Annotated in this window: 11 protein-coding genes; 8 read left to right on the top strand and 3 right to left on the bottom strand. The window is 73.0% G+C overall.

The annotated features are described in order from the left end of the window. Positions 1-199: 199 nt before the first annotated feature. The 3 genes from ybaK to ACH4PU_RS21440 form a co-directional block, all read right to left on the bottom strand. Positions 200-697, bottom strand: a complete 498-nt coding sequence (gene ybaK / locus ACH4PU_RS21450; protein ID WP_398274174.1) for a Cys-tRNA(Pro) deacylase — start codon at positions 695-697, stop codon at positions 200-202. A 16-nt stretch (positions 698-713) separates the two neighbouring features. Continuing rightward, positions 714-1,451, bottom strand: a complete 738-nt coding sequence (locus tag ACH4PU_RS21445; RefSeq protein ID WP_398274171.1) for an LON peptidase substrate-binding domain-containing protein — start codon at positions 1,449-1,451, stop codon at positions 714-716. Between the two features lie 63 nt (positions 1,452-1,514). Next, on the bottom strand, positions 1,515-3,113 hold the full coding sequence (locus ACH4PU_RS21440; protein WP_398274168.1) for an oxidoreductase: 1,599 nt from the start codon (positions 3,111-3,113) through the stop codon (positions 1,515-1,517). 245 nt (positions 3,114-3,358) lie between these two features. On the opposite strand from ACH4PU_RS21440, the gene hisD reads away from it, so the two are divergent. The 8 genes from hisD to hisF are packed head-to-tail and all read left to right on the top strand — an operon-like array spanning position 3,359 to position 9,051. Then, positions 3,359-4,684, top strand: a complete 1,326-nt coding sequence (gene hisD / locus ACH4PU_RS21435) for a histidinol dehydrogenase (RefSeq protein WP_398274165.1) — start codon at positions 3,359-3,361, stop codon at positions 4,682-4,684. Further along, the gene (locus ACH4PU_RS21430) at positions 4,681-5,784 is read left to right on the top strand and encodes a histidinol-phosphate transaminase (RefSeq protein ID WP_398274162.1); all 1,104 of its coding nucleotides are present in this window, start codon (positions 4,681-4,683) and stop codon (positions 5,782-5,784) included. Before hisD ends, ACH4PU_RS21430 begins: the two co-directional genes overlap by 4 nt. After that, entirely contained in the window at positions 5,781-6,377 is a 597-nt protein-coding gene (gene hisB, locus ACH4PU_RS21425) for an imidazoleglycerol-phosphate dehydratase HisB (RefSeq protein WP_398274158.1), read from the top strand. The genes ACH4PU_RS21430 and hisB overlap by 4 nt, the downstream gene beginning before the upstream one ends. Continuing rightward, positions 6,374-6,541, top strand: coding sequence for a hypothetical protein (locus ACH4PU_RS21420; RefSeq protein WP_223766975.1), 168 nt, complete (start codon positions 6,374-6,376; stop codon positions 6,539-6,541). Before hisB ends, ACH4PU_RS21420 begins: the two co-directional genes overlap by 4 nt. Continuing rightward, the gene (gene hisH / locus ACH4PU_RS21415) at positions 6,538-7,173 is read left to right on the top strand and encodes an imidazole glycerol phosphate synthase subunit HisH (RefSeq protein WP_398274154.1); all 636 of its coding nucleotides are present in this window, start codon (positions 6,538-6,540) and stop codon (positions 7,171-7,173) included. Before ACH4PU_RS21420 ends, hisH begins: the two co-directional genes overlap by 4 nt. After that, positions 7,173-7,898 (top strand): bifunctional 1-(5-phosphoribosyl)-5-((5-phosphoribosylamino)methylideneamino)imidazole-4-carboxamide isomerase/phosphoribosylanthranilate isomerase PriA, encoded by a 726-nt coding sequence (gene priA, locus ACH4PU_RS21410; protein ID WP_398274150.1) that lies wholly within the window; start codon positions 7,173-7,175, stop codon positions 7,896-7,898. Before hisH ends, priA begins: the two co-directional genes overlap by 1 nt. Beyond that, the gene (locus tag ACH4PU_RS21405) at positions 7,895-8,299 is read left to right on the top strand and encodes a RidA family protein (RefSeq protein ID WP_398274147.1); all 405 of its coding nucleotides are present in this window, start codon (positions 7,895-7,897) and stop codon (positions 8,297-8,299) included. The genes priA and ACH4PU_RS21405 overlap by 4 nt, the downstream gene beginning before the upstream one ends. Continuing rightward, entirely contained in the window at positions 8,296-9,051 is a 756-nt protein-coding gene (hisF, locus tag ACH4PU_RS21400; RefSeq protein WP_004955311.1) for an imidazole glycerol phosphate synthase subunit HisF, read from the top strand. Before ACH4PU_RS21405 ends, hisF begins: the two co-directional genes overlap by 4 nt. The last annotated feature ends 140 nt before the right edge of the window (positions 9,052-9,191 follow it).

Below are 9,191 nucleotides of genomic sequence, written 5' to 3'. Positions count from 1 at the left end.
TGCCCCGGTCCCGCCCTTTCACCGTTTCTTGCGGGGGCGAGCCCCCGCACCCCCGAAGCGCCCTGCGGGCGCTGTCCTCAAACGCCGGACGGGCTGGATATCAGCCCGTCCGGCGTTTGAGGACGAGCGGCGAAGCCGCGAAAAGCGGGGTCTGGGGCGCAGCCCCAGGAAACGGCGAAGGGGCGGGACCGGGGCACCCTCACCCCCGCGCGATCTCCGCGACCCTCGCCCCCGTCAGCTCCACCAGAACCCCCGGCTCCAGCTCCACTTCCAGCCCCCGGCGGCCCGCCGACACGTGGATCGTGGGATGAGCGAGAGCCGACGCGTCCACCGCCGTAGGCAGCCGCTTCCGCTGCCCCAGCGGCGAGATGCCGCCCCGCACGTACCCCGTGGTCCGCTCCGCCGCCGCCGGATCCGCCATCGCGGCCCGCTTGCCGCCCACCGCCGCCGCCAGGGCTTTCAGATCCAGGGAGCCGCTGACGGGGACGACGGCCACCGTCAGGGTGCCGTCGACCTCGGCGACCAGCGTCTTGAAGACGCGGCCGGGCGCCACGCCCAGGGCGTCGGCGGCCTCCTCGCCGTAGGAGGCGGACGCCGGGTCGTGGGTGTAGGCGTGCAGGGTGAAGGGGACGCCCGCCTTCTCCAGGGCGACTATGGCGGGGGTGCCGCCCGACTTTCCCGCGGCCTTCTTCGCCACAGCCCGTCGCCTCCGCTCAGTTGGGACTCGTCGGCCGCCGGGTGAAGTCCACCGCGGGCAGCGAGGGGAGCTTACCGATCAAGGCGGTCTCGGTGCGCAGCAGTCTCAGTTCGTCCGCCAGGCGGGACGCGGTGTCGGGGGCCTGGAGGAGCCGCTGCTTGGCCGGGACGTCGAGCATGGCGGCCGAGGCGACCAGGTACGAGAGCACGGACGGCTCTTCGGGGATGTCCTGCCGGCCGGCCAGGGTGCGTTCGCTGGCCCCCGCCAGCCGCTTCTGGTAGGCGCGGAACGCCCGCAGCACTCCGGAGGCGAGGGCGCCGGCCCCCTCGCCGGGACGTTCCTCCAGCTCCTCCGTCTCGCCGGTGAGGAACGGACCGGAGGCGTCGACCGACAGCAGCCGGAACCGGGTCGTCCCGGTGGCCAGGACCTCGTACGTGCCGTCCGGCCGCTCCCGCAGGGTCGCGGCCTCGGCCACGCAGCCGACGGCGTGGAACGCGGCGAGCGGGTCCGGGCCGAAGCCCGTCGCCGGGCCCGGTTCCGGCCGGGTCCCGTCCGGCAGGCCGGGGGCGCTGTGGGCCACCTCGAAGCCGTCGCGGATGGCCACGACACCGAACCGGCGCGGGGCGTCGTCGGGCAGTTCCGCGAGGTGGCGCATCATCGCGCGGTACCGCTGCTCGAAGACGTTCAGAGGCAGCACGAGGCCCGGGAACAGCACCGAGTTGAGGGGGAAGATCGGCAGGCGCGCGGTGGTCACAGCCGGTAAGCCTAGGCCCTGCGGGGGCGGGAGCGCTCCCTCCTGCCCCGCCCCCGGCCTCCGTCACTGCCGGCGCAGCAGCCGGGACGCGCCCGCCGCGACCGTCGTCGCCAGCACCCAGCCGATCAGCACCAGCGCCGTGGCCAGCCACTGCCCCGTCCCCTCGGTCTTCCACGCCTGGCCCTGCCCGAGGTCGACGACGGGCAGCAGCAGGTCCAGGGTGTAGAGCGCCGCGTTCCAGGTGGGCGACTCCTCGGGCTTGACCGGCGGCAGCGGGTGGCGGGCGAACCACAGGGTGCCCAGGGCCCACAGCACGGCCATCCAGAGCGCGGCCCGCCCGGGGCGGTAGCCGTAGGCGACCGTCCAGTCCTGGAGGTAGCCCCACGCCTTCCCGGCCAGGGGCAGCGTCTCGCGGCGGCGGCGCTGCTTGGCCAGCAGCACCGCCCGGGCGTCGGTGTCCTCGCCGCTGTCCCGCAGCGAGGCGGCCAGGCACTCGTAGGGCTCGGGCGCGTACTCGGGCGTCGCGGCGGACACCCACTCCAGCCGCCGCGGCAGCGGGAACGGGCCGTGCGGTATCAGCGTCTCGTACGAGAACCCGGCCATCACCAGCCCGCCCGGCCCCGGCCAGCTCTCCCACCGGTCGACGAGGTTGACCACCCGGGCGCCGGACAGCACCACCCGCCCGTGCTCCGGCCGCTGCCCGAGGAAGCGCAGCTCCGGCGTCTGGATGCGGCGCAGCGACACCTCCTGGCCGTCGGAGAGCGCCAGCCGCGCCCCGCTGAAGTCGAGCGCGTCGCCGAACCGCCCGTCGTCCAGCCGCATCCCGCCCTCGCAGCTGAAGTTGCGCAGCCGCGTCCCGTACGCCGGGCCGGTCGGGGAGATCCCGTACGGGGGAGTGGCGCCGGACACCGGGCCGTCCTCGGCGGCGGGCGTGAGGTAGACGGTGCGTTCGACGGTGAGCTGCGGGGCGTTGAGCGCCCGCCGCCCGAAGGGGTTGCTGAGAGTGGTGCCGCGCAGGCTGAGCGAGGCGCCTATCTTCGCGCCGCGCAGGCTCAGCTCCCCGTACGCCCTGGCGAGCTCGGCCTGGAGGTCCTGGCCGACGGTGAGGCCGTCGGCGGCGATGCACACCCCGCGCCGGTCGCGGCGGACCACGGCCTGGTTGAGCAGCAGGTCGGTGCCGACGCGGGCGTCGCTGAGCCGGATCCCGCGCCGGACGACGCAGCGCGGCAGGTGCAGGTCGCCCTCGGTGTGCAGCCGGGCGGCCTCCAGCCGGGGCAGGGTGCAGCCGACCAGCCGCAGGGTGGTGAACCGGCACTCGGGCAGCAGCACCTGCTGCTCGAAGCGGCAGTTCCGCAGCTCCACGTAAGGGACGACCGTGCCGCCGGAGAGGTCCAGCAGCCCGGTGATCTGCACCCCGTTGAGCTTGAGCGCCGGCACCCGGCCGGGTAACGCGGGCGGTCCGTCGAGCAGCAGCAGCGCGATCACCCGGGCCCGCACACTGCGCTCGGGGCCCCAGGTGTACGGGCCGTCGGGGTCGTTCCGCTCCGGGTGCGGGGTGCGCAGGTCGTGGGTGGTGCCGGAGCGGAACGCCCGCCACATGCCCTGTTCGGCGGGGGTGAGCTCCAGGCCGGGGGGCGGATCTCCGTCGGGCGACGCGGTCACGGTTCCCTCCCTCTCGCACGCTCGGGCGGCGCCCGGCGCCTGTCACCCCCGTGGCGCGGGCCCCGCGTACTGGCTCGATTCCCGGTGGGTGACCCCTTGAACACGCAGCGTGCGACGACTTTGACGGGCGCCCGTCAAGCTCCTCGGCCGGTGGGTGCCACGGAGTGAAGATCCATTCCCGGCCGGCGTATCACTGAGTGGTACGGAGAGCCGTGCGCCGGGACGGGTCTGAGACAATTGGCCATGTGATCTCCCGAATCGATCTGCGCGGCGGAGCCGTCACCGACGGCGTCATCGACCGCGACCTGCTGCCCCGAGCCGAACTCGACGTCGAGGCCGCCCTGGAGAAGGTGCGGCCCATCTGCGAGGACGTGCATCATCGCGGGACGGCGGCACTGATCGACTACGCGGAGAAGTTCGACGGCGTCACCATCGACCGGGTGCGCGTCGCGCCCGAGGCGATCGAGCGCGCCCTGGCGGAGCTGGACCCGGCGGTCCGCGCCGCGCTGGAGGAGTCCATCCGCCGCGCCCGCCTCGTCCACCGCGAGCAGCGCCGCACCGACAAGACCGTCACCGTCGTCCCCGGCGGCACGGTCACCGAGCGCTGGGTGCCCGTCGAGCGCGTCGGCCTGTACGTGCCGGGCGGCAACGCCGTCTACCCGTCGTCCGTCGTGATGAACGTCGTGCCCGCGCAGGAGGCCGGTGTCGCCTCGCTCGCCGTCTCGTCGCCGCCGCAGAAGGACTTCGGCGGCCTCCCGCACCCGACCATCCTCGCCGCCTGCGCCCTGCTCGGCGTCGACGAGGTGTACGCGGCCGGCGGCGCCCAGGCCATCGCCATGTTCGCTTACGGCACCGACGAGTGCCGGCCCGCCCAGCTCGTCACCGGTCCCGGCAACATCTGGGTCGCCGCCGCCAAGCGGCTGCTCAAGGGCCGTATCGGCATCGACGCCGAGGCCGGCCCGACCGAGATCGCGATCCTCGCCGACGACACCGCCGACCCGGCGCACGTCGCCGCCGACCTGATCAGCCAGGCCGAGCACGACACGCTGGCCGCCGCCGTCCTCGTCACGCCCTCCGAGGCGCTCGCCGAGGCCGTCGAGGCCGAGCTGAAGACCCAGGTCGCGGCCACCAAGCACGCCGAGCGCATCACCGAGGCGCTGGCCGGGCGGCAGTCCGGCATCGTCCTCGTCGACGACCTCGGCCAGGGCCTCGCCGTCGTCGACGCCTACGCCGCCGAGCACCTGGAGATCCAGACCGCCGACGCCTCCGCCGTCGCCGCCCGGGTCCGCAACGCCGGCGCGGTTTTCGTCGGCCCGTACGCGCCCGTCTCCCTCGGCGATTACTGCGCCGGCTCCAACCACGTCCTGCCCACCGGCGGCTGCGCCTGCCACTCCTCCGGGCTGTCCGTGCAGTCCTTCCTGCGCGGCATCCACGTCGTCGACTACAGCCGCGACGCGCTCGCCGACGTCACCCACCACGTGGTGACGCTCGCCGAGGCGGAGGACCTGCCGGCGCACGGCGCGGCGCTCAAGGCGAGGTTCGGATGGAAGGTTCCCGGTAAGAGCGCGTGACCCGCATCGACGACCTCCCCCTCCGGGACGAACTGCGCGGCAAGACCCCGTACGGCGCGCCGCAGCTCGACGTCCCCGTCCGGCTGAACACCAACGAGAACCCCTACCCGCTGCCCGAGGCCCTGGTCGCCCGGATCGCCGAGCGCGTCGCCGAGGCCGCCCGGGACCTCAACCGCTACCCCGACCGGGACGCGGTCGAGCTGCGCACCCGGCTCGCGGCGTACCTCACCCGCACCGGCGGGCACGAGGTCGCGTGCGGGAACGTGTGGGCGGCCAACGGCTCCAACGAGGTCCTCCAGCAGCTGCTGCAGACCTTCGGCGGGCCCGGCCGCACGGCGATGGGCTTCGAGCCCTCGTACTCGATGCACGCCCTGATCTCGCGCGGCACCGGCACCGGCTGGCTCGCCGGGCCGCGCCGGGACGACTTCACCATCGACGTGGACGCGGCGGTCGCGGCCATCGCCGAGCACCGCCCCGACGTCGTCTTCGTCTGCTCGCCCAACAACCCCACCGGCACCGCCGTCGACGCGGAGACCGTGCTGCGGCTGTACGACGCGGCGCAGGCGGCCAAGCCGTCGATGGTCGTCGTCGACGAGGCGTACGGCGAGTTCAGCCACCACCCGTCGCTGCTGCCGCTGATCGAGGGCCGGCCGCACCTCGTCGTCTCGCGGACGATGTCCAAGGCGTTCGGCGCGGCCGGGCTGCGGCTGGGCTACCTCGCCGCCGACCCGGCGGTGGTGGACGCCGTGCAGCTCGTCCGGCTGCCGTACCACCTCTCGTCCGTCACCCAGGCGACCGCCCTCGCGGCGCTGGAGCACACCGACACGCTGCTCGGCTACGTCGAGCGGCTCAAGTCCGAGCGGGACCGCCTGGTCACCGAGCTGCGGGCGATGGGCTGCGAGGTCACCGCGTCCGACGCGAACTTCGTCCAGTTCGGGGTGTTCGAGGACGCCCACGCCGCCTGGCAGGCCATTCTCGACCGGGGCGTCCTGGTCCGGGACAACGGCGTGCCCGGCCGGCTGCGGGTCACCGCAGGCACCCCCGAGGAGAACGACGCGTTCCTGGACGCGGTGCGCGCCGTCATGAAGGAGAACCGATGAACCACCGCGTGGGTCGCGTCGAGCGGACCACCAAGGAGACGTCCGTCCTGGTCGAGATAGACCTCGACGGGACCGGGCAGGTCGACGTGTCGACGGGCGTCGGCTTCTACGACCACATGCTCGACCAGCTCGGCCGGCACGGGCTGTTCGACCTCACCGTCAAGACCGACGGCGACCTGCACATCGACACCCACCACACCATCGAGGACACCGCCCTCGCGCTGGGCGCCGCCTTCCGGCAGGCGCTCGGCGACAAGGTGGGCATCTACCGCTTCGGCAACTGCACGGTCCCACTGGACGAGTCGCTGGCCCAGGTGACCGTCGACCTCTCCGGCCGGCCGTACCTGGTGCACACCGAGCCCGAGAGCATCGCGCCGATGATCGGCACCTACGACACGACGATGACCCGGCACATACTGGAGTCCTTCGTCGCCCAGGCGCAGATCGCGCTGCACGTCCACGTGCCGTACGGGCGCAACGCGCACCACATCGTCGAGTGCCAGTTCAAGGCGCTGGCGCGGGCGCTGCGGTACGCGTGCGAGCGCGACCCGCGGGCCGCCGGAATCCTCCCGTCCACGAAGGGTGCGCTGTGAACGGCCTCTCCACCGCCCTGATCCTCGTGGGCCTGTTCCTGGTCGGCGGGATCATCTCCTTCGCCAAGCAGGGGATGCCCAAGGGCGTCATCGTGCTGCTCGGCATCGGGGCCGCGATGGCCCTGACCGCCGGTGTGATGCGGATCGAAAGCCTGTGGTCATGAGCAAGAAGGTTGTTGTCTTCGACTACGGATTCGGCAACGTCCGGTCCGCCGAGCGGGCCCTCGCCCACGTCGGCGCCGATGTCGAGATCACCCGCGACTTCGACCGGGCCATGAACGCCGACGGCCTCCTCGTCCCCGGCGTCGGCGCGTTCGCCGCCTGTATGAGCGGGCTGCGCGCGGCCCGCGGCGACTGGATCGTCGACCGGCGGCTGTCCGGCGGCCGGCCCGTGATGGGCATCTGCGTCGGCATGCAGGTCCTCTTCGCCCGGGGCGTCGAACACGGCGTCGAGACCGACGGCCTGGACGAGTGGCCCGGCACGGTCGAGCCGCTCAAGGCCCCGGTCGTCCCGCACATGGGGTGGAACACCGTCGCCCCCGCCGAGGGCTCCGCCCTCTTCGCCGGGCTCGACGCGGACACCCGCTACTACTTCGTGCACTCCTACGCCGTCCGCGACTGGAGCCTCGAGGTCACCAGCGAGGCCATCAAGCCGCCCCTGGTGACCTGGGCCGAGCACGGCGAGCCGTTCGTGGCGGCCGTCGAGAACGGGCCCCTGTGGGCCACCCAGTTCCACCCCGAGAAGTCCGGCGACGCCGGATCCCAGCTGCTGACCAACTGGATCGAGACCCTCTGATGCCCAAGCTCGAACTCCTCCCCGCCGTCGACGTCCGCGACGGCCAGGCCGTACGGCTCGTCCATGGCGAGTCGGGCTCCGAGACCTCGTACGGTGATCCGCTGGCCGCCGCCCGCGCCTGGCAGCAGGCCGGCGCCGAGTGGCTGCACCTCGTCGACCTGGACGCCGCCTTCGGCACCGGCGACAACCGGGAGCGGATCGCCGAGGTCGTCCGGGCCATGGACATCAAGGTCGAACTGTCCGGCGGCATCCGCGACGACGCCTCGCTGGCCGCCGCCCTCGCCACCGGCTGCACCCGCGTCAACCTGGGCACGGCCGCCCTGGAGACCCCCGAGTGGGTCGCCAAGGTGATCGCCGAGCACGGCGACAGGATCGCCGTCGGCCTCGACGTGCGCGGCACCACCCTGCGCGGCCGCGGCTGGACCCGCGACGGCGGCGACCTCTACGAGACGCTCGCCCGCCTCGACTCCGAGGGCTGCGCCCGCTACGTCGTCACCGACATCGCCAAGGACGGCACCCTCCAGGGCCCCAACCTGGAGCTGCTGAAGAACGTCTGCGCGGCCACCGACAAGCCGGTCGTCGCCTCCGGCGGCGTCTCCTCCCTTGACGACCTGCGGGCGATCGCCAGTCTGGTACCGGAGGGTGTCGAAGGCGCGATCGTGGGCAAGGCCCTCTACGCGAAGGCGTTCACCTTGGAAGAGGCCCTGGAGGCAGTGTCCGTATGAGTGAGACCCCGGCCCCGCAGCGCGTACAGACAGACAGTCCCTGGGAAGCGACGATCGGCTTCGCGCGCGCCGTGGCGGCCGGGGACCGGGTGCACGTCGCCGGGACCATGCCGCTCGTCGACGGCGTCCTCCAGGGCGAGGGCGACCCCTACGAGCAGGCCCGGGCCGCCTTCTCCAACGCGCTCTCCGCGCTGGAGGAGTTCGGCCTCGGCCCCGAGTCCGTCGTCCGCACCCGGATGTACCTGACCCACGCGCGGGACGTGGACGCGGTCGGCCGCGCCCACAAGGAGCTCTTCGACGGGATCCGGCCCGCCGCGACCATGGTCGTCGTGTCCGGCTTCGTCGACTCGCGCGTCCTGGTCGAAGTAGAAGTCGAAGCATTCAGAGGAGCATCGGCGTGACCCTCGCGGTCCGAGTCATCCCCTGCCTGGACGTGGACAACGGCCGCGTCGTCAAGGGGGTCAACTTCCAGAACCTGCGCGACGCGGGCGACCCCGTCGAGATGGCCCGCGTCTACGGGCGGGAAGGCGCCGACGAGCTCACCTTCCTCGACATCACGGCCTCTTCCGGTAATCGTGAGACCACTTATGACGTGGTGCGGCGGACCGCCGAGCAGGTGTTCATCCCGCTGACGGTGGGCGGTGGCGTGCGGACCGCCGACGACGTCGACAAGCTGCTGCGGGCGGGGGCGGACAAGGTGGGTGTGAACACCGCCGCCATCGAGCGGCCGGACCTCGTACGGGAGATCGCCGAGCGGTTCGGGCGGCAGGTGCTGGTGTTGTCCGTCGACGCGCGGCGGACTCCGTCCGGGTCCTTCGAGGTCACCACCCATGGTGGGCGGCGGGGGACCGGGCTCGACGCGGTCGAGTGGGCCCATCGGGCGGCGGAGCTGGGGGCGGGGGAGATCCTGCTCAACTCGATGGACGCGGATGGGACGAAGGACGGGTACGACACGGAGATGATCGCCGCTGTGCGGCGGCATGTGTCGGTGCCTGTGATTGCCAGTGGCGGGGCGGGGAAGCTTGCCGATTTCGCGCCGGCGGTCGCGGCGGGGGCGGACGCGGTGCTCGCGGCTTCCGTTTTTCACTTCGGTGATCTGCGGATTGGGGAGGTCAAGGGGGCGTTGCGGGATGCGGGGCATCCTGTGCGGTGAGGTTTGCCCCGGTCCCGCCCTTTCACCGTTTCTTGCGGGGGAGGGCCGCCGCACCCCCCGAAGCGCGCTGCGCGCGCTGTCCTCAAACGCCGGACGGGCTGGATCGTGCCTGAGCGGGCACTATCAGCCCGTGCGGCGTT

Origin of the sequence: Streptomyces sp. NPDC021100 (assembly GCF_044333095.1) — a bacterium.
Classification (GTDB): Bacteria; Actinomycetota; Actinomycetes; order Streptomycetales; family Streptomycetaceae; genus Streptomyces.
This window is presented reverse-complemented; position numbering and strand designations above follow the sequence as displayed.